The organism is Streptomyces sp. GS7 (genome assembly GCF_009834125.1).
GTDB lineage: Bacteria > Actinomycetota > Actinomycetes > Streptomycetales > Streptomycetaceae > Streptomyces.
Window position 1 is genome coordinate 6727092 of sequence record NZ_CP047146.1, and the last position, 22398, is coordinate 6749489.

Annotated in this window: 21 protein-coding genes and 2 pseudogenes; 10 read left to right on the top strand and 13 right to left on the bottom strand. The window is 76.2% G+C overall.

What is annotated here, in order from left to right; genetic code table 11:
- Positions 1–11 precede the first annotated feature (11 nt).
- Positions 12–587, top strand: a complete 576-nt coding sequence (locus tag GR130_RS40015) for a hypothetical protein (protein WP_443043781.1) — start codon at positions 12–14, stop codon at positions 585–587.
- Here GR130_RS40015 and GR130_RS29230 read toward each other — a convergent pair.
- Genes GR130_RS29230 through GR130_RS29245 form a run of 4 tightly spaced genes read right to left on the bottom strand, consistent with a single transcriptional unit; the run spans position 512 to position 3655 of the window.
- Positions 512–1240: a class I SAM-dependent methyltransferase gene (locus GR130_RS29230; RefSeq protein ID WP_201305033.1), complete on the bottom strand. Its 729-nt coding sequence runs from the start codon at positions 1238–1240 to the stop codon at positions 512–514. The two genes, GR130_RS40015 and GR130_RS29230, sit on opposite strands and share 76 nt — an antisense overlap.
- A complete protein-coding gene (locus GR130_RS29235; protein ID WP_159507487.1) occupies positions 1237–1899 on the bottom strand; it encodes a TIGR04282 family arsenosugar biosynthesis glycosyltransferase in 663 nt (220 codons plus the stop codon). The genes GR130_RS29230 and GR130_RS29235 overlap by 4 nt, the downstream gene beginning before the upstream one ends.
- A complete protein-coding gene (locus GR130_RS29240; RefSeq protein ID WP_159507488.1) occupies positions 1896–2600 on the bottom strand; it encodes a glycosyltransferase family 2 protein in 705 nt (234 codons plus the stop codon). The genes GR130_RS29235 and GR130_RS29240 overlap by 4 nt, the downstream gene beginning before the upstream one ends.
- Positions 2597–3655 carry an NAD-dependent epimerase/dehydratase family protein gene (locus GR130_RS29245; protein ID WP_159507489.1) on the bottom strand — a complete coding sequence of 353 codons (1059 nt, stop codon included), beginning with the start codon at positions 3653–3655 and terminating at the stop codon, positions 2597–2599. The genes GR130_RS29240 and GR130_RS29245 overlap by 4 nt, the downstream gene beginning before the upstream one ends.
- Positions 3656–4003: 348 nt before the next feature.
- Here GR130_RS29245 and GR130_RS29250 point away from each other — a divergent pair, with 348 nt between their 5' ends.
- Complete coding sequence (locus GR130_RS29250; RefSeq protein WP_159510293.1) at positions 4004–5026, top strand: PP2C family protein-serine/threonine phosphatase; 1023 nt, start codon at positions 4004–4006, stop codon at positions 5024–5026.
- A gap of 48 nt (positions 5027–5074) precedes the next feature.
- Here the strand turns inward: GR130_RS29250 and GR130_RS29255 are convergent, their stop codons facing one another.
- From GR130_RS29255 to GR130_RS29280, 7 genes and pseudogenes are all read right to left on the bottom strand, one after another.
- Positions 5075–6286 (bottom strand): 4-hydroxybenzoate 3-monooxygenase, encoded by a 1212-nt coding sequence (locus tag GR130_RS29255; protein WP_159507490.1) that lies wholly within the window; start codon positions 6284–6286, stop codon positions 5075–5077.
- On the bottom strand, positions 6286–7107 hold the full coding sequence (gene pcaD / locus GR130_RS41015) for a 3-oxoadipate enol-lactonase (RefSeq protein ID WP_236574034.1): 822 nt from the start codon (positions 7105–7107) through the stop codon (positions 6286–6288). Before pcaD ends, GR130_RS29255 begins: the two co-directional genes overlap by 1 nt.
- 39 nt (positions 7108–7146) lie before the next feature.
- A pseudogene (gene pcaB / locus GR130_RS41020) lies at positions 7147–8514 on the bottom strand (3-carboxy-cis,cis-muconate cycloisomerase); the annotation flags it as partial.
- A gap of 85 nt (positions 8515–8599) precedes the next feature.
- Positions 8600–9238 carry a protocatechuate 3,4-dioxygenase subunit alpha gene (gene pcaG, locus GR130_RS29265; RefSeq protein WP_159507492.1) on the bottom strand — a complete coding sequence of 213 codons (639 nt, stop codon included), beginning with the start codon at positions 9236–9238 and terminating at the stop codon, positions 8600–8602.
- Entirely contained in the window at positions 9238–10104 is an 867-nt protein-coding gene (gene pcaH / locus GR130_RS29270; protein ID WP_201305034.1) for a protocatechuate 3,4-dioxygenase subunit beta, read from the bottom strand. Before pcaH ends, pcaG begins: the two co-directional genes overlap by 1 nt.
- Before the next feature lie 59 nt (positions 10105–10163).
- Positions 10164–10946, bottom strand: coding sequence for a CoA-transferase subunit beta (locus tag GR130_RS29275; RefSeq protein WP_159510295.1), 783 nt, complete (start codon positions 10944–10946; stop codon positions 10164–10166).
- 141 nt (positions 10947–11087) lie between these two features.
- Positions 11088–11888: pseudogene (locus GR130_RS29280) on the bottom strand (CoA transferase subunit A); the annotation flags it as partial.
- 176 nt (positions 11889–12064) lie between these two features.
- Here GR130_RS29280 and GR130_RS29285 point away from each other — a divergent pair.
- The gene (locus tag GR130_RS29285) at positions 12065–13744 is read left to right on the top strand and encodes an IclR family transcriptional regulator domain-containing protein (RefSeq protein WP_159507493.1); all 1680 of its coding nucleotides are present in this window, start codon (positions 12065–12067) and stop codon (positions 13742–13744) included.
- Positions 13745–13751: 7 nt separating this feature from the next.
- Here the strand turns inward: GR130_RS29285 and GR130_RS29290 are convergent, their stop codons facing one another.
- A complete protein-coding gene (locus GR130_RS29290; RefSeq protein WP_159507494.1) occupies positions 13752–14741 on the bottom strand; it encodes a YihY/virulence factor BrkB family protein in 990 nt (329 codons plus the stop codon).
- A gap of 18 nt (positions 14742–14759) precedes the next feature.
- On the opposite strand from GR130_RS29290, the gene GR130_RS29295 reads away from it, so the two are divergent.
- The gene (locus GR130_RS29295) at positions 14760–16403 is read left to right on the top strand and encodes an acyl-CoA dehydrogenase family protein (RefSeq protein ID WP_159507495.1); all 1644 of its coding nucleotides are present in this window, start codon (positions 14760–14762) and stop codon (positions 16401–16403) included.
- A gap of 218 nt (positions 16404–16621) precedes the next feature.
- On the opposite strand, the gene GR130_RS29300 is transcribed toward GR130_RS29295, so the two are convergent.
- Positions 16622–17038, bottom strand: a complete 417-nt coding sequence (locus tag GR130_RS29300) for a hypothetical protein (RefSeq protein WP_159507496.1) — start codon at positions 17036–17038, stop codon at positions 16622–16624.
- Positions 17039–17329: 291 nt separating this feature from the next.
- On the opposite strand from GR130_RS29300, the gene GR130_RS29305 reads away from it, so the two are divergent.
- The 6 genes from GR130_RS29305 (at position 17330) to GR130_RS29325 (ending at position 22397) form a co-directional block, all read left to right on the top strand.
- Positions 17330–18721, top strand: a complete 1392-nt coding sequence (locus tag GR130_RS29305; protein WP_159507497.1) for a helix-turn-helix domain-containing protein — start codon at positions 17330–17332, stop codon at positions 18719–18721.
- A gap of 106 nt (positions 18722–18827) precedes the next feature.
- The gene (locus GR130_RS29310; RefSeq protein ID WP_159507498.1) at positions 18828–19418 is read left to right on the top strand and encodes a GNAT family N-acetyltransferase; all 591 of its coding nucleotides are present in this window, start codon (positions 18828–18830) and stop codon (positions 19416–19418) included.
- A 92-nt stretch (positions 19419–19510) separates the two neighbouring features.
- Positions 19511–19594, top strand: coding sequence for a putative leader peptide (locus tag GR130_RS42080; protein ID WP_350257049.1), 84 nt, complete (start codon positions 19511–19513; stop codon positions 19592–19594).
- Between the two features lie 219 nt (positions 19595–19813).
- Positions 19814–21508 (top strand): nitrite/sulfite reductase, encoded by a 1695-nt coding sequence (locus GR130_RS29315; RefSeq protein ID WP_159507499.1) that lies wholly within the window; start codon positions 19814–19816, stop codon positions 21506–21508.
- Positions 21505–21711, top strand: coding sequence for a hypothetical protein (locus tag GR130_RS41025; protein ID WP_159507500.1), 207 nt, complete (start codon positions 21505–21507; stop codon positions 21709–21711). Before GR130_RS29315 ends, GR130_RS41025 begins: the two co-directional genes overlap by 4 nt.
- On the top strand, positions 21708–22397 hold the full coding sequence (locus GR130_RS29325; RefSeq protein WP_159507501.1) for a phosphoadenylyl-sulfate reductase: 690 nt from the start codon (positions 21708–21710) through the stop codon (positions 22395–22397). The genes GR130_RS41025 and GR130_RS29325 overlap by 4 nt, the downstream gene beginning before the upstream one ends.
- Position 22398 lies beyond the last annotated feature (1 nt).

Here is a 22398-nt window from a genome sequence, read left to right on the forward strand (position 1 = left end):
CGGTGCGGCGGATCGATGGTGCGGTGGATCGGGTGCGGGCGGTTGCGGGGGTGTGGCGGCGCCGGGCGGGCCGCTGGTACGGCGAGGGGGTGCTGCAACTGCTGTTGCTGCTCGCCTCGTTCGCGCTGACCGGCTATGCGGGGCTGCGGCTGCTGTCCGATGCGCGGTGGCCGCTGGTGGTGGTGTGGTTCGCGGGGGCGGCGCTGCTGCACGATCTCGTGCTGGTGCCGCTGTACTCGGTGGCTGACCGGGCGGTGGCGCGGCTGACCGCGGGCGGTGCGCGGGACCGTGCGTGGACCGGGTTCGTCCGGGTCCCGGCGGCACTGTCCGGGCTGCTGCTCCTGGTGTGGTGGCCGCTGATCTCCACCGCGCCCGGCAGCCCCGCCGCGGTGCACTACACACAGACGACGGGGCTGCCGGCCGAGGTGTTCCTGGCTCGCTGGCTGCTGATCAGCGCGGGGCTGTTCGCGCTGGCCGCGCTGTGGCTGCTGGTCCGTACGCTGCGGACGGCTCAGCCGCGGCTGCGGGAGACGGCCGCGCGGCTGCGGCGCAGGGCGACGAAGCAGCGTTCGACGCCGGGGAGTTGAGTCCCGCCGGGCACGGTCCACTGCCCGGCGGGGGCCCACAGCTCCGGCGCCGCGTGCCGCAGCAGGGCGCGGGTGCCGACCCGGGCCCAGGGGAAGGGCTCGTCGGTGTGCGCGGGGTCTGCGGTGTGGCCGCCGGCGACCTGGACCCGGACGCGTTCGTCGATGTCCGCGGGGCTGGTCTCGACGATCAGCAGTCCGTGCGGGGCGAGCAGTTCGGCGGTGCGGGTGAGCAGGGCCCGCACATCGCCGCCGATGCCGATGTTGCCGTCGAGGAGCAGCGCGGTGCCCCAACTCCCCTCGTCGGGCAGGGAGTCGAAGACGGAGCGGCGCAGTGCGGTGCCGCCGGCCGCGGTGGTGCGGGCGACGGCCGCGGCGCTGACGTCGATGCCGAGGGCCCGGTGCCCGCGGTCGGCGAGCGCGGCGACCAGGCGTCCGGGGCCGCAGCCGATGTCCAGGACGGGGCCTTCGCAGCGGCGCAGCGCGGAGAGGTCGGCGGTGTCCGCGCCGGCGCACCAGCGTTCCACCTCCAGTGGCAGCAGCCAGCCGTCGGCGCGGCGGAGGTAGAGCGGGCCGCGGCCGGTGCGCAGCGCGTCGGCGTAGGGGCCGGCGCCCCAGTCGGGGCCGGTGTCGCGGGCGGCGGTGGGGGTGCTCATCGGCCGACTGCCGTGGTCAGCCGGGCGAGGGTGGCGGCGAACCGGCCGCCGGGCGCGGCGGCGGCGACCGCCGCCGCGTCGGCCGCGGTGTCGACGTCGCGCAGCACGGGCAGGTCGCGGACCCGGAGTCCGGCGGCGGTGAGCCGGGCGCGCTGGACGGCGCCGGTGGTGGCGGTGGACATCGGGACGCCGCGCAGCAGCCGGGGGTCGGGGGCGGCCAGGCCGAGCGCCCAGAACCCGCCGTCCGCGGCGGCGCCGAACCAGGCGTCGCAGTGCCGCCAGGCGTCGGGGGCGAGGGCGGGGGCGAGCAGCGCGGGGGTGACCTGGGGGGTGTCCATGCCGAGGAGCAGGGCCGGTCCGGTGGTGGCGGCGAAGGCCGCGGCCAGCCGTTCGTCGAGGCCGCCGGCGCACTGCGGGCGCACGTCGAAACCGGCCGGCAGCCAGCCGCCGGGGCGCCCGTCGAGGACGAGGACGCGGCGGCGGGCGGGCATGGCGCGGACGGCCCGGAGGGTGTCGCGGAGCGCCGCTTCGGCCAGTTCGGCGGCCTGGGCGGGGGTGTAGGGCGGGGTGAGGCGGGTCTTGACGCGGCCGGGGCGGGGTTCCTTGGCGATGACGAGGATCGTCGTCGGAGCCGGGGCGGGCGCGGGGGCGGGGGTCATCGGGGGCTCCCTGCCTCGGGGGCGGCCGGCGGCTGCCGCAGCACGGTGCGCATGTCGCGGACCGCGTGCCAGGTGCCGCGCCAGGTCCCGGTGACCTTGGAGCGGCCGGTGCGCGGCCGGTAGGGGACGTCGCGTTCGGTGACGCGCCAGCCGGCGTCGGCGGCCCGGACGACCATCTGGAGGGGGTAGCCGCTGCGGCGGTCGGTGAGGCCGAGGTCGAGCAGGGGGGTGCGCCGGGCGGCGCGCAGCGGGCCGAGGTCGTGCAGCCGCAGTCCGGTGCGGCGGTGCAGCATGCGGGCCAGCGCGAGGTTGCCGAGCCGGGCGTGCGCGGGCCAGGCGCCGCGGCCCTCGGGGCGCCGCCGGCCCAGCACCAGGTCGCTGTCGCCGTCGCGTACGGCGCGCACGAACGGGACGAGCAGCCGGGGGTCGAGGGAGCCGTCGCAGTCGCAGAAGCAGACGATGTCGGCGTCGGCGGCCAGCAGTCCGGCGTGGCAGGCGGCGCCGAAGCCGCGGCGCGGTTCGCGTACGACGGTGGCGCCGAGGCGGCGGGCGAGCGCGGCCGAGCCGTCGGTGGAGCCGTTGTCGACGACGATGGCCCGCCAGCCGTCGGGGATGCGGGCCAGGACCCAGGGCAGCGCGGCGGCCTCGTCGAGACAGGGCAGTACCACGTCGACGGGGGCGGGCGCGGGGTGCGCGGTCATCGCATCTCCTCACGGGCGAACTCGGCCATGCCGTCGGCGAATCCGGTCGCGGCGCGCCAGCCGAGGTCGGCGGCGATCCGCCCGGAGGAGGCGGTGATGTGCCGGACGTCGCCGAGCCGGTACTCCCCGGTGACCACCGGCGGCGGGCCGCCGTGGGCGGCGGCCAGGGTGCGGGCCATCTCGCCGACGGTGTGCGGCTCCCCGCTGCCGGTGTTGTACGCGGTGAGGGTGCCCGGCGGCCGGTCCGGCAGGGCGGCCAGCGCCACCGCGTTGGCGGCGGCGACGTCCCGGACGTGGACGAAGTCGCGCCGCTGGCCGCCGTCTTCGTAGACGGTGGGGGCCTCGCCGCGGGCCAGTGCCGAGCGGAAGAACGAGGCGACGCCGGCGTAGGGGGTGTCGCGCGGCATGCCGGGCCCGTAGACGTTGTGGTAGCGCAGGGCGACCGCCCGGCCGCCGGTGGCGCGGGCCCACGAGGCGGCGAGGTGCTCCTGGGCGAGTTTGGTCGCGGCGTAGACGTTGCGCGGGTCGGTGGGCGCGTCCTCGCCGACGAGGCCGGGCCGCAGTTCCGCGCCGCAGCGCGGGCAGCACGGCTCGAACCGGCCGGCGGCCAGTGCGGCCTCGGTGCGCGGTCCGGGGCGCACCGTCCCGTGGGCGAGGCAGTCGTAGCGGCCCTCCCCGTAGACCACCATGGAGCCGGCGAGCACCAGTCCGGGTACGCCGGCGGCGGCCATCGCGGCGAGGAGGACGGCGGTGCCGAGGTCGTTGCAGCCGACGTAGTCGGGGGCGTCCGCGAAGTCCTTGCCGAGGCCGACCATCGCGGCCTGGTGGCAGACCGCGTGCACTCCGCGCAACGCGGCGTCGACGGCGGCGCGGTCGCGGACGTCGGCTTCGATGCGGGGCACCGCGGCCCGGGTCGCGGGCGGTTTCCGGGGCGGCCCGGCGTGGGCGGTGGGCAGCAGCGCGTCGAACACGACGGGCTCGTGGCCGCCGGCCACCAGCGTTTCGACGATCTGCGATCCGATGAATCCGGCGCCGCCGGTGACCAGTACACGCATGCCGGTCACGCTAGGCGCGGCGAGGCCGTCGGGCCCGCTCCGCGGCGGCCGTGTCACCGGTCCGTAAGATCCGCCGGCCGGCCGGGGCCGGCGCCCGGCCGCTGCGATTCGGTAACGGCGGTACAGGCCCCGTGATCCGGTCCGGCAAATGTTGCATATGCTCAGGTCGGGGGCCCGGGGGTTGGTTTCGGACAGTCGAACGGACCGGCTGCCGGCTACCCCACGACCGATCGCCTCTCGCGTGCCGTCCCCACCGGCGTGTGAGCCGTCAGAACGCCGGAGTGGACCTTGGCCGTGGAGAAGGGGGAGCAGCGCACCGGCTCCCGTGCGCTGTCCGCGCTCCCGTACATGGTCATGGCAGCGGTCAGCGCCGTGGACCTCATCGCCGGGCCGGGCGTCGGCTTCCTGCCGCTGGTGTCGCTGGGGCCCGCGTTCGCGGGGCTGGTCGGCGGCTGGCGGCGGACCGCGCTGGTCGGGCTGACCGCGGCCGTGCTGTGCGTCGGGCTGGGGGTCCACAGCGGGCTGTTCGAGAGCCGGCGCGGGCTGACCGCGCTGCTGTCGGTGGCCGGGGTGACCGCGGCCGGGGTGGCCGCCGCGGTCATGCGGCAGCGCCGGGAGGCGGAGCTGGCCAGCGTGCGGTCGATCGCCGAGGTCGCCCAGCGGGTGCTGCTGCGGCCGGTACCGCGCGGCGCGGGCCCGCTGCGGATCGCGGTCTCGTACACCTCGGCGGTGGCCGAGGCCCGGATCGGCGGCGATCTGTACGAGGTGGTGACCTCGCCGGCCGGTGTGCGGATCATCGTCGGGGACGTCCAGGGCAAGGGCCTGGAGGCGGTGGAGTCCGCGGCGGTGGTGCTCGGCGCGTTCCGGGAGGCGGCGCACGACGAGCCGGACCTGCCGGCGGTCGGCGCCCGGGTCGAGCGCGCGCTGAACCGCCATCTGTCCGGTGAGCGCTTCGTCACCGCGGTCCTCGCGGAGATCGGCGACGGCCCGGACGCCACCCTGCTGAACTTCGGCCACCCCTCGCCCCTGGTGGTCCGCCCCGACGGCGAGGTCGGCTACGCGGCCCCGCCGGAACGCGCGCTGCCGCTCGGCCTGATGGACCATGGCCCGGACGCGCCGCTGCCGTACCGGGTCCCGTTCGCCCCCGGCGACCAGCTGCTCTTCTACACCGACGGGGTCAGCGAGGCCCGGGACGGCGCCGGCTGGTTCTACCCCCTCGTCGAGCGCGCCGCACTGCTGAAGGACCCCGACCCGGAGGCGGCGCTGCGGGCGGTCCGCGAGGATGTCGTCGACCATGCGGAGGGGCCGCTCCACGACGACGCGGCGATGCTCCTGGTGCGGTACCGCAGGGGCCACCTGGAGGCGCCGTAGAGCCTGCGCGACGGGTCGCGGCCACCGCCCCGCACCGGCCGCTCCCGGTCAGGGCAGCGGCAGTCCCGTGTAGTTCTCGGCGAGTTCCGCGGCGGCGTGCCGGGAGCCGGCGATGCGGTCGAGCTGGGCGAGCTGGAGCCGGGTGTCGAACGGGCTCTGGCCGGGGCCGGTGTGCAGGGTCGTCGTCATGAAGTACGAGAAGTGCTCGGCGCGCCAGACGCGGCGCAGGCAGGTGTCGGAGTAGGCGTCCAGGAGGTCCGTCGCGCCGGTGCCGTAGAACCGGGTGAGGGCGCGCGCCAGGACGGTGACGTCGGCGACGGCGAGGTTGAGGCCCTTGGCTCCGGTGGGCGGCACGATGTGCGCCGCGTCGCCCGCGAGCAGGACCCGGCCCCAGCGCATCGGTTCGGTGACCGAGCTGCGCATCGGCAGGACGGCCTTGGCGGTGAGCGGGCCGCGGGCCGGCTTCCAGGAGGTGTCGTCTACGGCGGCGCGGGCCTCCAGTTCGTCCCAGATGCGGGCGTCGGGCCAGTCGGCGGGGTCGGTGCCGTTGGGGACCTGGAGGTAGAGCCGGCTGACGGTCGGGGTGCGCATGCTGAACAGCGCGAAGCCGCGGGGCGAGTGGGCGTAGATCAGCTCGTCGGAGGACGGCGGGGCGTCGGCGAGCACGCCCAGCCAGGAGTACGGGTAGCCGCGCTCGTAGGTACGGCGCTCGGTGTCCGGGATCGCCTGCCGGGCCACGCCGTGGAAGCCGTCGCAGCCGACGACGTAGTCGCAGCCGAGGGTGTGCTCGCGGTCGTCGTGGCGGTAGCGGATCGCCGGCCGTGCGGTGTCGGCGCCGGTGACGGCGAGCGCCCGCGCGCCGAACAGCAGCGGTGCGCCGTCGGCGAGTTGAAGCTCTATCAGGTCCTTGACGATCTCCGTCTGGGCGTAGACGGTCACCCGCCGTCCGCCGGTCAGCGCCGGGAAGTCGAGCCGGTGCGACCGCCGGTCGTAGCGCAGCTCGATGCCGTCGTGGACCATCCCCTCGCGGTCCAGCCGCTCCCCCGCGCCGCAGCCGCGCAGGACGTCGACGGTGCCCTGTTCGAGGATGCCGGCGCGCTGCCGCGCCTCGACGTATCCGCGGTCGCGGCTCTCCAGGACGACGCAGCCGATCCCGGCCCGGTGCAGCAGCCGGGCGAGCAGCAGCCCGGCCGGGCCGCCGCCGATGATGCCGACCGCGGTGCGGGACGGCGGCGGGGCGGGCTGGTGGGTGCGGGGCATCAGTGGTCCGTTCCGGGGGCGGGGTGGGCGCGGTCGAGGTGGCCGAGGAGCGCCGCGCGGACCGCGGCCGGGCGCTCGGCGAGGGCGAGGTGGGCGGCGCCGGGGAGTTCGACGAGGGTGGCGGCGGGGATGCCGTCGGTGAGTTCGCGGGCGTGGGCGGGCGGGGTGGCCGGGTCGGCGCGGCCGGCGACGACGAGCGTGGGGGCGGTGATCCGGGGCAGGTCGGCGCGGAGGTCGTGGCGGGCGAGGGCGTCGCAGCAGGCGGCGTATCCGTCGGGTGACACGCTGCGGCGCAGCGCGTCGAGCAGGGCGGTGGCCTCGGGCGAGGCGGCGAAGGCGGGGGTGAACCAGCGTCCCGCGGCGGTCTCGGCGACCGGGCCGAGGCCCTTCGCCCGTACCAGCGCGGCCCGTTCGTGCCAGCCGGCCGGCTCGCCGAACCGCGCGGAGGAGCAGATCAGCGCGAGCGAGGCGATCCGCTCGGGGTGGTGGACGGCGAGCCAGGCGCCCACCGCGCCGCCGAGCGAGACGCCCGCGTAGGCGAAGCGGTCGAGGCCGCGGGCGTCGGCGAGGTCGAGGACGAGGCGGGCCAGTTCGGGGACGGTGGTCGTGCCGGCGGCGAGGACGCCGGCGGGGGTGCCGCCGTGGCCGGGGAGGTCCCAGCGCAGCACGCGGAACCGGCGGGCCAGGGCGGGGAGTTGGGAGTCCCAGAGGGCGAGGGTGGTGCCCAGGGAGGGGCCGAGGAGGAGGGGCGGGGCACCTTCGGGTCCGTCGGCGGTGTGGTGCGGCACGGTGCGGTGGCCGCCGGGCGGTACGGACGTCATACGGGCTCCTGCGGCGCATGGGGGAAGGGCTGGGGGGGCGCGCCGGAGGGCGCGGTCGACGAGAGCGCCCGCGGATCCCAAGTAGCCGGTGGGATCCAGGAGTTCGCGCAGCCGGGGCCCGGTGAGGGCGGCGGCACCGGCCGGGGTCGCCGGGTCCGCGTCCAGGGCCGCGCGCAGCGCGTCGTCCAGCGGGACGCCCTCGTCCGCCGCGCGGCGGGCCGCCGCGTCCAGGGTGCGGCGGGCCGCGGCGCGGCCGGTCAGCGCGGCGAGGGCGGCGACGAGGCGTTCGGAGACGACCAGCCCGCCGGTCGCGTCGAGGTTCTCCCGCATCCGGGACGGACGGACCCGCAGTCCCGCGGTCAGGTCGGCCGCGTCCCGGGCCGCGCCGCCCACCAGACGCAGCGCCTCGCGCAGTGGCTGCCACTCGGCGTGCCAGGCGCCGGCCGGCCGCTCGTCCTCGGCGGCCAGCGACCCGTACAGCACCGCGGCGAGCGCCGGCACCTGCCGGGCGGCGCCCGCGATCAGCGTGGCGCGCACCGGGTTGGCCTTGTGCGGCATCGCGGAGGAGCCGCCGCCGCTGCCCTCGGCCAGCTCGCCGGTCTCCGTACGGGAGAGGACCAGGACGTCGGCCGCCAGCTTGCCGAGCGCGCCCGCGGTGCAGGCGAGCGCGCCGGCGAGGTCGGCGACGGGGGTGCGCAGGGTGTGCCAGGGCAGGGCGGGTGCGGCGAGCCCGGTCTCGGCGGCGTAGCGGGCGAGGAGCCGGACGCCGAGGTCGTCGGCGCGCGGCGCGCCGTCCGCCGGGGCGTAGGCGTGGAAGGCCGCCAACGTCCCTGCGGCGCCGCCCAGTTGGGTGGGAAGCGCGGTCCGTGCCGCGGCGAGCCGGTCCCGGGCGTCGAGGACCAGGCTGCGCCAGCCCGCCGCCTTGAGGCCGAAGGTGGTCGGCACCGCGTGCTGGGTGAGGGTGCGGCCGGCCATCGGCGTGTCGCGGTGGGCGGCGGCGGTGCGGTGCAGCGTGTCGGCGGTGCGGTCGAGGTCGGCCAGCACGGTGTCCAGGGCGCGGGCGCAGACCAGCATCGTGGCGGTGTCCAGGATGTCCTGGCTGGTGGCGCCGCGGTGGACGTGGCCGGCGGCTTCCGGGTCGCGGGCGGCGACGGCGGCGGTCAGGTCCGCGACGAGCGGCACCACCGGGTTTCCGGCGGCGCGGGCGCGCCCGGCGAGCGCCCGCGGGTCGTGGCGGTGGTGCTCGGCGGCGACCGCGGTGACGGTCGCCGCCGCGGCCGCCGGGGCGAGCCCGAGGGCCGCCTGGGCGCGGGTCAGCGCGGCCTCGGCGTCGAGCAGGGCGCGCAGGTAGGCGGCGTCGCCGGTGGCCTCCGCGACGGCGGAGCCGGCCCAGGAGGGGGCGAGCAGGCCGTGATCGGCCGCACCACCGGCAGGTGGCGCACCGTCAGCACTGCCGGCTCCCGGGCACGGCCCGCCCGCCGCCCCGGGCGCCTCATCGGAAGGCAAGGAACACCGTCTCCTCGTACGTGCCGTCCGCCGGCTGCTGGAGCTGGATGTCGAACCGGTAGCGGTACGGGACTGTGCCGTCGGGGCGGGCGAGGAGGGTGCGCGCCCGCTCCGGGGGCAGCCCGGACAGCAGGGGGTCGGCGGCGTGGGCCGCGGTGTGCTCGGGGAAGTAGACGCGGGTGAACAGGTGGTGCAGCAGCCCGCGGGCGAAGACGCAGACGGCCAGGTAGGGCGCGGCGTCCGGGAGCCCGGCGGGGGCGGTGGCGGGCAGGGTGCGCAGCGCGTAGCGCCCGTCGGCGTCGGTGGGGACGCGGCCGAAGCCGGTGAAGTCCACGCCGTTGCGGCCGGCGGCCGCGCCGGTGGCCGGGTCCCGGCGCAGCGAGCCGGGGGCGCCGGTCAGGCTGCCGTCGGGTCCGGCCTGCCAGAACTCCAGCAGCGCGTCCGGCACCGGCGCGCCGTCCCCGTCGCGCACCAGGCCGTGCAGGGTGACCGTGTCGGGGTGGCCGGTGGGCGCGATCCGCTCACCGTCGGGGAAGGGGAGGGCGTGGCCGTAGAAGGGGCCGATGGTCTGGGAGGGGGTGGGGGCGAGCGGCGCGGCCGGCGGCTCTTCGGGGCGGGTGGGCATCAGCGGCCTTCCTCGGTCCAGGTGGCGGACGGGCCGTCCAGGACGACGTCCCAGCGGTAGCCCAGGGAGTGTTCGGGGCGGGAGAGTCCGTGGTCGTAGACGGCCACCAGGCGGGCGCGGGCGGCGGCGTCGGCGACCGAGGCCAGGATCGGGTCGTACGGGAGGAGCGGGTCGCCCGGGAAGTACATCTGGGTGACCAGCCGCTGGGTGAAGGCCGTGCCGAAGAACGAGAAGTGGATGTGCGCGGGGCGCCAGGCGTTGTCGTGGTTGCGCCACGGATAGGCGGCGGGCTTCACGGTGGTGAAGGTGTACCGCCCGTCGTCGTCGGTCAGGCAGCGGCCGACGCCGGTGAAGTTCGGGTCGAGCGGGGCCGCGTGCTGGTCGCGCTGATGGGAGTACCGGCCGGAGGCGTTGGCCTGCCAGATCTCGACGAGCTGGCCGCGTACGGGGCGGCCGGTGCGGTCCAGGACGCGGCCGGTGACGGTGATGCGTTCGCCCAGCGGCTCCCCGGTGTGCTGCCGGGTGAGGTCGGCGTCAAGTGCGGTGACGTCCGTGACACCGAAGGCGGGGCCGCTCAGCTCCACGGCTTCCGGGTCGGCCAGGGCGTCGATCGCGACCAGCGGCTGCCGGGGGTGGCGGGGTGTGCTGCTGCGGTAGGGCGGATAGTCCCGGGCGGGGTGCCCGGGGGCCGGGCCGGTGGCCGCGCGGTCCGCGTCGGCGGCGTCGGGGGCGGTCCGCAGGGCGGCGATCTCGCGGCTGATGTCGGCCTGGGTGGCGGGTGGTGGGGCGGTCGGGGAGACGGGGGCGGCGCCGGGCGGGGCGGGCTGGGGCTGGGGTGCCTTCTCCGTGCGGGGGTGCCTCTCCATGTGGGGGTGCCTCTCCATGCGGGGTGCGGACGGGGATACGGGCGGCGGCTACCTCCGGGTCATCGGGCGTCCTTCCCGGAGCGCGGGGCGGTGGCGGCGGCCGGGGGCCCGCCCGGCCCGGAGGCCGCCTTCAGGGCGCGCAGGGCGGCGAGTTCGGCGGCGGTGGGCGGGTCGGTCACGCCGAGGTCGGGGGCTTCCTTGAGGGGCCAGCCGGTTGCCGCCCGGACCTGGTCCACCGTCACCCCCGGGTGCAGCGCGGTGAGGACGAGTTCCGCGGTGTCCGGGTCGGGGCGCAGCACGCCGAGGTCGGTGATCACCGCGGTCGGCCCGGCGCCGGGCAGGCCGAGCGCCGCGCGGTCCCCGGGGCCGGTGCCGTGCCCGAGGGTGGTGACGAAGTCCAGCGCGCCGACGAGGTTCCGGCGGCGGTGCCGCAGGACCAGCAGCGCCTGCCCGCAGTTGGCGGCGATCTCGGGGGCGCCGCCGGCTCCCGGGAGCCGGCCCTCGGGCCGGTCCGGGCCGCGGTCGACGACGGTGGTGTTGACGTTGCCGAACCGGTCGACCTGCGCGGCGCCGAGGAAGCCGACGTCGATCCGGCCGCCCTGGAGCCAGTAGTTGAACATCTCCGGCACGGACACCACCGCGTCGGCGGTGTCGGCCAGTTCGCCGTCCCCGATGGACAGCGGCAGCCGCTCCGGCCGGGACCCGATGGTGCCGGACTCGTAGACCAGCACCAGATCCGGATTGACCGTCCGGCGGGCGAGGTTGGCGGCCGTACTGGGCAGCCCGATCCCCACGAAGCAGGTGCCGGCTCCGGCGAGCGCCCGCGCGGCGTTGACCTCCATCAGCTCGTCGGGCGTCCAGGCGGGACCGGGGGCCGCGGCCGGACCGGGGGCGGCGGCGACCCGCGGTGTCCCCCGCGCCGCCCGCCCGCGCCCGGACGCCCCGGCTCCCACGACCGCTCCGCCGCCGGCGTCCCGGCCGACTCCCCGCACGCACTCCTCCAGCCACCGGCCGAACGCCTCCCGGTCCCGCGCGACGGCGTCCCAGTCGCGGTAGAAGGCGTTGTCGCGGACCGAGTACCCGGCCGCGTACGAGGGGTGGGCGCCCCCGGGGACGACCGCTACCGCGTCGATGACCCAGGTGGGCAGCACGACCCCGCCGGGACGCGGCTCCAGGGTGTCGGCGATTTCCTCGACGGTCACCAGGACGCGCCGGGCGGCCAGCACCGCTTCCTTCTGCACGCCGGTCAGCCCCCACAGCTGGACGTTGCCCGCCGGGTCGGCCCGCTGGGCGTGGATGACCGTGACGTCCGGGTTGAGGGCGGCGACGGCGGCCAGCTGCTCGCCGGTGAACGGGCAGGTGACGGTGGCGACGGTGGACGTGCGGCCCGGGATGTCGCTGCCCCGGTAGCCGCGCAGCACCGCGAACGGGAGCCGCGCGGCGCCCGCCGCATAGCGGTTGGCCATCCCGGCGTGGCTGTGCTCGTCGAGCTCCAGCGGGGCGGGCCAGCCGTTCTCGACGGCGTCCCGGAAGCGGTGCAGCGAGCCGACGCCGGGGTTGCCGCCCCAGGAGAAGACCAGTCTGCGGGCCGCGCCGGCGCCGATCAGCTGGTCGTAGACGACGTCCGGGGTCATCCGGGCGAGCGTGAGGCCGGTGATGCCCTGGCGGATGATCTCGTGCGCCGCGGCGAACGGGATGAGGTGGGTGAACCCCTCCAGCGCCACCGTGTCGCCGTCGTGGATCAGTTCCGCGACGGCGTCGCGCAGGGAACGGATGTCTGCCATGTCCTCGCCCTCGGGTCGTCCGTCCTGCCGGGCCCTGCCCGGAAGTTCGCCCAGTGAACTAAAGTTCATCCAGCAGCCGTCCCGAGTCTGGCCCCCGCCCCCGGCCGTGTCAACGGTGCCCGCCGGCCCGCCCGGTACGGTTCCGACGAGATCGCCGCACCGTGGAGAGCGAGTCCATGTCCCACCCCGCCGCCACCGCCCCCTCAGCGCCGCCGCCGGAGGCGGTGGGTCCGCTGGTGCGCAGCCTGGCCGTGCTGCGCGAGCTGACGGCCGGCGGCGGCCGGGCGGCGGCCGGCGACCTGGTGCGGGTCACCGGTCTGGCCCGCTCCACCGTGGACCGCGTGCTGAGCACCCTCGCCCGGATCGGATACGTGCGCGTCGAGGGCCGCGACGCCGTCCTGGCGCCCCGGCTGCTGGAGCTGGGCAACGCCTACCTCGCCGCCACCGAACTCCCCGACCGGCTGGGGCCGTTGGCCGACCGGCTCGCCGAGGCGCTCGACGAATCGGTCTCGCTGGCCGTACCGGACGGCGACGGGGTGCGCTTCGTCCACCAGGCGACCCGCCACCGCGCCATGTCCCTGGCCTTCCGCATCGGCGACCTGCTGCCCGCCGAACGCGTCGCGCCCGGCGCGCTGTTCGCGGACGCCTGGGACGCCGGCGACTGGCGGCGCTGGCGGGCGCGCCGGGCCGCCGACCCGACGGACGTGGGCTTCCCCGCCGTGCCGCCCCGGCGGCCCGGCAGCTCCACCGCCGCCGCGTTCGAGGCGCGGGTGGCCGCCGCCCGCGCCGCCGGCTGGTCCCTGGACGACCAGCTCATCGAACCCGGCCTGGTCGCGGTGGCCGTGCCCGTCCGCGACGCCTCCGGGAGGCCGGTCTGCGCGCTGAGCGTGGTCAGCCACACCAGCCGCCGCACCGCCGCCGAGCTGCCGGCCGCCGTCCTGCCCCGCCTGCGCGCCACCGTCACCGCCATGGAGCGCGCGCTGGCCGCCCCCCGTACGCCCACGGCCCCCGCACCGCCGCCGCCCGCCCCCTGGATGCGCGCCTCCAAGCAGGAACTGGGCCCGGAATTCGTCGAGTCCCTCGCCCGCGGCCTGGCCACCCTCACCGCGTTCGGCGCCGGCCGCGCCGAACTCCCCCTGACCGCCGTCGCCGAGGCGACCGGGCTGCCCCGGGCGACCGCCCGCCGCGCCCTGATCACGCTCGCACACCTCGGCTACCTCGCCGGCGACGGCAGGCTCTTCCGCCCCACCCCGAAGGTGCTGGACCTGGGCTTCGCCCCGCTCTCCGCGCTCACCCTGCCGGCCGTCGCCCAGCCCCACCTGGCCGCCCTGGTGGAGCGCGTCCACGACTCCGCGTCGATGGCGGTCCTGGTCCCCGGCGACGCCGTCCCGGACACCGTCCAGTACGTGGCCCGGGTCCCCACCGTCCGCATCATGAGCGTCAACATCACGGTGGGGACCCGCTTCCCCGCCTACGCCACCTCCATGGGCCGGGTGCTGCTCGCCGACCTGCCGCCGGCCGAGCGGGCCGCCCGGCTCGCCCGCACGCACCTGGCGCCGCTCACCCGGCACACGGTCACCGACCGGGCCCGCCTGCTGGCCGTCCTCGACGGGGTCCGCGCCGACGGCCACGCCCTGGTCGACGAGGAGTTGGAGGACGGCCTGCGCTCCCTCGCGGTGCCGGTCCGGGACCGCACCGGCCGCGCCGTCGCCGCCGTCAACGTCTCCACCCACGCCGGCCGCGGCACCCCGGACGGGACCCGCGAGGCCGTCCTCCCCGCCCTGCGCGCCTGCGCCGCGGCCATCGAGGCCGACCTCCGCGTCGCGGGGCGCTATGCGCGGATCCCGGCGATGTGAGGCCGCGTCAGGCGCCGGCCGGTCCGCCCTCCGGGCCCGCCCCCTTCCGCGCCCGGGCGTTCTGCGCACGGGCCGCCGCCGTGCCGGCCGACGGCCACACCCGGTCCAGGGCGGCGTTCATCGCGGCCCCGACCAGGACCGCGAAGGCGGACACCCCGATCCACAGGAGGACCGCGACCGGGGCCGCCAACGAGCCGTAGATGGTGGGCCCTTCGACCGCCGCGGTCAGGTAGAGGCGCAGCAGGAAGCTGCCCAGCAGCCACATCGCGAGCGCGACGACGGCGCCGGGGATGTCCTCCCGCCAGGGCGAACGGACCGGTACGGAGACGTGGTAGAGGGTGGTGAGGAAGGCGATCGAGAGGATCAGCACGACCGGCCAGTACAGGGCGCGGATGATGTCCTCGCCGTCCGGGAGCCAGCCGGCGACGGCGTCCGGGCCGGCGACCATCAGGGGCAGCGCGACCGTCCCGGCCGCCAGCGCGGCCAGGTAGAGGACGAAGGACAGCAGCCGGGTGCGGACGATGCCGCGGCGGCCGTCGAGGCCGTACATGATCGTGATGGTGTCGACGAAGACGTTGACCGCGCGGGAGCCGGACCACAGCGCGATGGCGAAGCCGACCGAGATGACGTCGGGGCGGCGGCCGGTGAACACGTCGTTCAGCAGCGGGCGGGCGACCTCGTCGACGCCCCGGCTGGAGAGGACGGTGCCGGAGGCGCGCAGGATGTGCGCCCGGACGCCGTCGATGGTGGCGTGGCCGATCCAGGGCTCCGTGTAGCCGAGGACGCCGACGAGTCCGAGGATCAGCGGCGGCAGCGAGAGCAGGCACCAGAACGCGGCCTCGGCGGCGAGCCCGGTGACCCGGTACTCCATGCAGCCGGCGACGATGTCCTTGAGGAGCAGCCAGGCCAGCCGTCGCTTGGAGACGTTGCGGTAGAGGGCCCTGGCCCGGGTGAGACGGCCCGCGGGCCGCTCGGGTGGTTCGTTCGCCGGCTGCACGTCCTTACCGTATCTGCCATGGCAGCAACCACTCATATCGTGACGAACCAGCCCCCGCCGCTGACCGGGTACGACGTCTTCGGGTCCGACCCGGCGCTCACCGCGGGCATCGCCCGGTACGTCGCCGCGGAGCGCCTCGGCGAGGTGCGGGAGGAACTGGGCCGGCTGGGGCGGGCGGCCGGCTCCGCGCAGGTGCAGCGCTGGGGCGCGCAGGCCAACGCGCACCCGCCGGTGCTGCGCACCCACGACCGCTACGGGCACCGCATCGACGAGGTGGAGTTCCACCCCGCCTGGCACCGGCTGCTCGGCCATGCCGTCGGCGCCGGCCTCACCGGCGCCTGGTCGCGCCCGGACGGGCACGTCCGGCGGACCGCCGGCTTCGTCGTGTGGTCGCAGGCCGAGGCCGGCCACGGCTGCCCGCTGTCGATGACCCATGCGGCGGTGCCGGCGCTGCGCGCCGAGCCGGAGTTGGCGGCGGTCTGGGAGCCGCTGCTGACCTCGCGGGTGTACGACCCGGAGCTGCGCCCGGCCGCCGCGAAGGCGGGCGCGCTGGCCGGGATGGCGATGACGGAGAAGCAGGGCGGCAGTGACGTCCGCGCCACCACCACGCGCGCCGAGCCGCTGGCGGCGGCCGGGGAGTACGTCCTGACGGGGCACAAGTGGTTCTGCTCCGCGCCGATGTCGGACGTGTTCCTGGTGCTGGCGCAGGCGCCGGGTGGGCTGACGTGCTTTCTGCTGCCGCGGGTGCTGCCGGACGGCGGCCGCAACCCGTTCCTGCTCCAGCGGCTCAAGGACAAGCTCGGCAACCGCTCGAACGCCTCGGCCGAGGTGGAGTTCGACGGGCGCACCTGGGCGCGCCGGGTCGGCGAGGAGGGGCGCGGGGTGGCGACGATCATCGGGATGGTCGCGGCGACCCGGCTGGACTGCGTCAGCGGGGCGGCGGCGGTGATGCGGCAGGCGGTGGCACAGGCGGTGCACCACGCCGCGTACCGGGAGGCGTTCGGCGGGCGGCTGGTCGACAAGCCGCTGATGCGCAACGTGCTGGCCGATCTGGCGCTGGAGTCGGAGGCGGCGACGACGCTCGCGCTGCGGCTGGCGGCGGCCTACGACGGGGGCACCGAGCGGGACCGGGCCCTGCTGCGGCTGGCGGTGCCGGCGGCCAAGTACTGGGTGGCCAAGCGGTGCACGCCGGTGGTCGCGGAGGCGCTGGAGTGCCTGGGCGGCAACGGCTACGTCGAGGAGTCGGGGCTGCCCCGGCTGCTGCGCGAGGCGCCGCTGAACTCCTTGTGGGAGGGCTCGGGCAACGTCCAGGCGCTCGACGTGCTGCGGGCACTGCGGCGCGAACCGGAGGCGCTCGACGCGTACTTGACGGAGATCGGCACGGCCCGCGGCGCGGACCACCGGCTCGACCGGGCGATCAGGGAGCTGCTGACCGAACTCGCCGACCTGGAGGGCATCGAGGCGCGCGCCCGGCGGCTGGCGGAGCGGCTGGCGCTGGTGCTCCAGGGTTCGCTGCTGGTGCGGTACGCGCCGCCGGAGGTCGCGGACGCGTTCTGCGCCGGCCGGCTGGGCGGCGACGCGGGCGCGGCGTTCGGCACGCTGCCGCACACGCTCGGCCTGGCGGCGGTGGTGGAGCGGGCACGGCCGGCGGTGGCGGGGTAGTGGCGGGGGAGCGCCCGGCCGGCGGTGCGCGGCGCGGGCTGCGGCCCTGGCTTTCCGGGGCCACCGGCCGCGCCCGCCGGCTGGTCGGCGCGGCGGCGGTTCCCCGCCGGTCGCCGGAGCCGTCAGCAGTCGGCCCCGGCGGGACGGGGACGGGGGTTCACCGCCGCCGCGCCGGTGTCAGGGAGCGGTGCCGCGCCGACTCGGCGCCGTTCCCGGTCTCAGGGCCACCGCGACGGGTCCGGCTCGGTGCGCCCGCGCAGCGCCGCGTCGATGGCCACGATGATCTCGGCGTCCGGCACGTCCGGCCGGAAGCCGACCAGCACACCGCGGGCCTCGTAGTAGCGGATCACGCGCAGCGCGTCGCCGGTGCCGTCCTGCCCCGTCTCCCGCAGGTGGACGACGAGGTCGGCGGTGGCCGGTGCGGGCAGCGGACCGCCGAAGCGCGCGACCCGGTCGAGGAGTTGCGGCGCGCCGTCGATCACATAGCCGCCGGCGGGCAGCGGCTGACGCCTGATCAGCACGTCGACCGCGGTCAGCCGCGGGACCCGGTAGTGCTCGGCGAGCCGGGCGGCCCGCGCGATACGGCCTCCCGCGCTGGCGCCGATCACCACGACACGCGGGGCGGCAGCCACCATGGCGAGTCCCCTCCCACACCGTGCCGGCGACGCGGTGCGGCCGATGGCTTCCTCGGCGGGCAGCCGGCGGGTTCTCCGACGGGTGACCGGCGAATCCTCCGGCGGCGGGTCGCCCCCGCCCTGAGGGCGTGGGAGAGGTTCGCCATCGGCCGCGGTCACCAGATTCCCCGCTGGGCGTCATAGGCCACAACGGTTGCACCCCGTTGCAGCGGATCTTCCCAATGCCCCTTCTCCGGAAGGCCGGTGACGGCACGATGGGCACACCGGGTGACAGGCACAGCGGGGAGCGGCGTGAGCGACAGACCGATCGACAGCACCGGTGCGCGGACGACCGACCGGTCGCACGACAGACCGGTCGAGAGCGCCGTCCGGTCGGCCCAGGACATCCGGGAGACGGCCCGGCGGCTCGCCACGGTCCACGAGGCGGCGCTCACCGGCGAGCTGCCGTCGGACGCGGCGCGCGACGCGCCCCGTCCGGTCATCGGCGAGTCCTGGCGCCGGGTGCTCGGCTCGGGCGTGGACCCGGACCGGGTACGCGCCCAGCAGCCGCTGTCCGTGGCGGAGTTGGAGCACCGGCGGCAGCACTCGCAGCTGGCGTCGATACTGCCGGTGCTCAGCGGCGGGCTGCTGCCGACCGCGGACGCCGCGCAGCAGATCATGGTGGTCACCGACGCCGAGGGCCGGCTGCTGTGGCGGGAGGGCAGTGCGCCGATCCGGCGGATGGCCGACCGGCTGGGCTTCGACAAGGGCGCCGACTGGACGGAGGGGGTCGTCGGCACGAACGCCATCGGCACCGCGCTGGTGGCCCGCAGCCCGGTGCTGGTGCACTCCGCCGAGCACTTCCTGCGCAGCCACCACAGCTGGACCTGCGCCGCGGCGCCGCTGCACGACCCTCGCGACGGGCGGCTGCTGGGCACCGTCGACATCAGCGGTCCGGCCCACTCCTTCCATCCCACGACGCTCTCGCTGGTCTCCGCGGTCGCCCGGCTCGCGGAGGGCGAGCTGCGCACCCGCCACCACGCGTCGCTGGAGCGGCTGCGGTCGAGCGCGGCACCGGTGCTGGCGCGGATCGGCGGACGGGCGCTGGCCGTCGATCCCAACGGCTGGACGGCGGCGGTGACGGGGATGACGCCGCCGGACCGGGTGGCGCTGCCGAAGACGCCGGTGGCCGGGCCGCTGTGGCTGCCGCGGTACGGGATGTGCACCCTGGAGCCGCTGCCCGGCGGCTGGCTGATCCGGCTCGGCCGGCCGGAGCCGACGCCGCGGCCGCACCGGGTGGTGCTGGACGTCGGCGGGCGCGACGGCCCGGCGGTCACCGTCGCAGGACCGGCCGGCAGCTGGTCGCACGCGCTGTCCCCGCGCCATGCCGAGCTGCTGTTCCTGCTCGCCGCGCACCCGCGCGGACGCAGCGCCGCCGAGCTGGCCCGGGACCTGTTCGGCGACGGGGGCCGTACGGTGACGGTGCGCGCCGAGCTGTCCCGGCTGCGCCGTCATCTGGCGGGGGTGCTGGCCCACCGGCCCTACCGCTTCGCGGACGGGGTGGAGGTGGAGCTGCGGCTGCCGCCCCGGCCGCTGGAGCTGCTGCCGCACTCCACGGCGCCCGCGGTGCTGGCGGCCCGCCGGGGCGGCGGCTTCGCGGCAGGCGGCGCCCGCGTCCCACCACATGGACGCGGTGTTCCGTGATGTGGCGAGGGCCCGGTACGGGTCCGGACGGCCCGGCGCGGCGGGGCCGCGGGCCGGCCCCGCCGCGGGGCGCGACCCGCCGCCGGCGGTGTGATGTGCTGGCCCCATGAGCCACCACGTCACCACCTGGCACCTCGAACAGACCTCGCCGGCCGACCTCGTGCCCGCCGCGGAGCCGCCCGCCGACCAGGGTGTGCTCATCGTCCGCTCCGAGGTACCGTCGCCGGAGTTCAGCCGCTTCCTCTATACGGCGGTCGGCGGCGACATCCTGTGGACCGACCGGCTGGCGTGGCCGTACGCCCGGTGGGCCGAGCAGCTCGCGCGGCCGGGCGTGGAGACCTGGGTGGCGTACGAGCGCGGTACGCCCGCCGGTTTCATCGAGCTGGACCCGCAGCCGGAGGGGGCGGTGGAGATCGCCTACTTCGGGCTGCTGCCGGCGTTCCGGGGCCGGCGGATCGGCGGGCATCTGCTCGCCCACGGGACGGCGCGCGCCTGGGACCTGGCCGGACGGTGGCCGCAGCGGCCGGAGACGAAGCGGGTGTGGCTGCACACCTGCAGCGACGACGGGCCGCACGCGCGGGCCAATTACGAGCGGCGCGGCTTCCGGGTGTACGCGACGGAGGTGACCGAGGAGCCCGAGGTCGCGATGCCGGGCCCGTGGCCGGATGCCGGACCGCTGACGCCCGCCGAAAAGTGACCGAGGCCACACCGTCTCGCGATCCGGGACACCTGTGTCCATATCTTGGATAACGGTGGACTGGCCGGAGAACGGCGTGCCACGCTTCCGTCATGTCCAGAGCTGGAATTGCCTTGGTGAGTCGGCGGCACGTCGACCTCGGCCGCATGTCCAGCGCCATTTGTCGGGCAGGCTGACGCTGCACGATCAGGGGTCCTGACCCCTCCGTATCCGGACAGCACTCGGCACCACCGCTCCACGCCGTCCCCATCGTCGCGGACGCGCGCACCCGCCCGACCAGCAGCTCACCGCCGACGCGTGCCCACGCGCCGCACTTCGGTGTGTCCGCACAGGTCGCCGGGGGGTACGCCGCACCCGTCCGCACCCCTTTGAGCCGCCCAGAAGGACGTACACCCATGGCCGCCAACCCGGATCTCCCCTCCGCCACGACCCGCCGCAAGGCCGGACGCCACCGCGGCGAGGGACAGTGGGCCGTTGGTCACTTCACGCCACTCAACGGCAACGAGCAGTTCAAGAAGGACGATGACGGTCTCAATGTGCGGACACGCATTGAGACGATCTACGCCAAGTCCGGCTTCGACTCGATCGACCCCAACGACCTGCGGGGACGGATGCGCTGGTGGGGCCTCTACACCCAGCGCAAGCCCGGGATCGACGGCGGCAAGACCGCGATCCTGGAGCCGGAGGAGCTGGACGACAAGTACTTCATGATGCGGGTGCGCATCGACGGCGGCCGGCTCACCGTGCCGCAGCTGCGCGCCATCGGCGAGGTCTCCGAGCAGTACGCGCGCGGCACCGCGGACATCACCGACCGGCAGAACATCCAGCTGCACTGGGTCCGCATCGAGGACGTGCCCGCCATCTGGGAGAAGCTGGAGTCCGTGGGGCTGTCCACGACCGAGGCGTGCGGCGACTGCCCGCGGGTGATCATCGGCTCCCCGGTCGCCGGTATCGCCGCGGACGAGATCATCGACGGCACCCCCGCCGTGGACGAGATCCACGAGCGGTACATCGGCAGCAAGGAATTCTCCAACCTGCCGCGCAAGTTCAAGACCGCGATCTCCGGCTCGCCCGTCCAGGACGTGGTCCACGAGATCAACGACGTGGCCTTCGTCGGCGTGGTGCACCCCGAGCACGGACCGGGCTTCGACCTGTGGGTCGGCGGCGGCCTGTCCACCAACCCCAAGCTCGCGCAGCGGCTGGGCACCTGGGTGCCGCTGGACGAGGTCGCCGACGTCTGGGCCGGCGTGGTGGGGATCTTCCGCGACTACGGCTACCGGCGGCTGCGCAACCGCGCCCGCCTGAAGTTCCTGATGGCCGACTGGGGCCCGGAGAAGTTCCGCCGGGTGCTGGAGGACGAGTACCTGCAGCGCAAGCTGGTCGACGGCCCGGCGCCCGAGGAGCCCGCGCAGAAGTGGCGGGACCACATCGGCGTGCACCGGCAGCAGGACGGCCGCTTCTACGTGGGCTTCGCACCGCGCGTCGGCCGGGTGGACGGCACCACCCTGACCAAGATCGCCGAACTGGCCGCGGCACACGGCTCCGACCGGCTGCGTACCACCGTCGAGCAGAAGATGATCATCCTCGACGTGACGGAGGACCAGGTCGACCCGCTGGTCGCCGGACTGGAGGCGCTGGACTTCCAGGTCAGGCCCTCGCCCTTCCGCCGCGGCACGATGGCCTGCACCGGCATCGAGTTCTGCAAGCTGGCGATCGTGGAGACCAAGGGCCGCGGTTCGTCCCTGATCGACGAACTGGAGCGCCGCCTCCCGGAGTTCGACGAGCCGCTGACCATCAACCTCAACGGCTGCCCGAACGCCTGCGCCCGCATCCAGGTCGCGGACATCGGCCTCAAGGGCCAGCTGGTGCTGGACGACGACGGCAACCAGGTCGAGGGCTACCAGGTGCACCTGGGCGGCGCGCTGGGCCTGGAGCCCGGCTTCGGCCGCAAGGTCCGCGGCCTGAAGGTGACCGCCGACGAACTGCCGGACTACATCGAGCGGTTGCTGCGCACCTTCCAGGAGCAGCGCACGGCGGGCGAGCGGTTCGCCACCTGGGCGGCGCGTGCCGAAGAGGGTGCGCTGAAGTGAGCGAACGCGCGGTTCCGTTCCACTGCCCGTACTGCGGCGACGAGGACCTGCGGCCTTCGGAAGGCGAAGGGACCTCCCGCGGAGAGGGCGCAGCCTGGGAATGCCGGTCCTGCAGCCGGGCGTTCCGGCTCAAGTTCCTGGGCCTGCTGGCCCCCGGAGCCACCGGCTCCGCCCCTGCCGCTTCCGACGGAGGTAGCTCGTGACCACCGCAACCGACCTTCAGCGGCTCGCCGAAGAGGCGGGCCGCGACCTGGAGGACGCGTCCGCCCTGGACATCCTCCGGTGGGCCGCCGAGACCTTCGGGCCGCGCTTCTGCGTCACCTCCTCGATGGAGGACGCGGTCGTCGCGCACCTGGCCTCGCGCGCCTTTCCCGGCGTGGACGTGGTGTTCCTGGACACCGGCTACCACTTCCCGGAGACCATCGGCACCCGGGACGCGGTGGCGGCGGTGATGGACGTCAACGTCATCACCCTGACGCCCCGTCAGACCGTGGCCGAGCAGGACGCCGAGTACGGGCCGAGGCTGCACGACCGCGACCCCGACCTGTGCTGCGCGCTGCGCAAGGTCAAGCCCCTGGAAGAGGGCCTGACCGGCTACGACGCCTGGGCGACCGGGCTGCGCCGGGACGAGTCGCCGACCCGGGCGAACACCCCGGTCGTCGGCTGGGACGCCCGGCGGCGGAAGGTGAAGGTCTCCCCGATCGCCCGCTGGACGCAGGCGGACGTGGACGCGTACGTCGCCGAGCACGGCGTGCTCACCAACCCGCTGCTGACGGACGGCTACGCCTCCGTCGGCTGCGCCCCCTGCACCCGGCGGGTGCTGGCGGGCGAGGACGCGCGGGCCGGGCGCTGGGCCGGCAGCAACAAGACCGAGTGCGGACTGCACTGAT